This window comes from Liquorilactobacillus sicerae, from assembly GCF_029916425.1.
Lineage (GTDB): Bacteria > Bacillota > Bacilli > Lactobacillales > Lactobacillaceae > Liquorilactobacillus > Liquorilactobacillus sicerae.
This window is the reverse complement of the sequence record NZ_JAHAVQ010000115.1, coordinates 1-582: the sequence shown is the minus strand read 5'-3', so window position 1 is coordinate 582 and position 582 is coordinate 1. Positions and strand designations below refer to the sequence as shown.

Genomic DNA, 582 nt, shown 5'->3' with positions numbered 1-582 from the left:
CGATCGTCGTTTGCCCTAAAGGAAAACTAATTGCCGCTCCGGTATCGATATCGGTTTTTCGTAAGTTTTCTGCACAAATTTTTGCCTGGACCTGATTAACGGCGACCATTTTAAAATGATATTTTTTGGCTTCTTCACAGAGATTAACCATATCTTTTGCAGTTGCGTCTGCGTGCAAATTAGTGTGATCGATCATTTGACAAAAATCATCCAATGTATAGTTTGCCATTTCGTGCTCCTTGTTTATACATAGCTACATATAAATTATAAGGTGAATTAAAAAGGAAACGTTAAAGTATCCTTTTATAAAATTAATGTTTATTTTTTATGGACCATTAAATGTTATTAATAAATTAAATGGTAACGAAGTTACTTATTCCGTCACAATTGCTTAGGAAAAATTTTTTCAAAAGTTCTTTCAATTGGATAATAGACAAGTCCCCAAACCAAGCCCTCAATCAGATTGAAAGGAAGAATCATTAATAATATGTATTTCCAAAAACCGATTATTTTACTAATGTTATAGTTCATAAATTCTGAATATAGAGGAATTGCAAAGAAAATGTTTGCCAGTATTTCAAC

General features: G+C 31.4%; 2 pseudogenes. Both read right to left on the bottom strand.

Annotated features, from left to right (window positions below):
• A pseudogene (locus KH893_RS11530) lies at positions 1 to 229 on the bottom strand (deoxyribose-phosphate aldolase); the annotation flags it as partial.
• Positions 230 to 381: 152 nt separating this feature from the next.
• Positions 382 to 582, bottom strand: a pseudogene (locus tag KH893_RS11525) (ECF transporter S component); the annotation flags it as partial.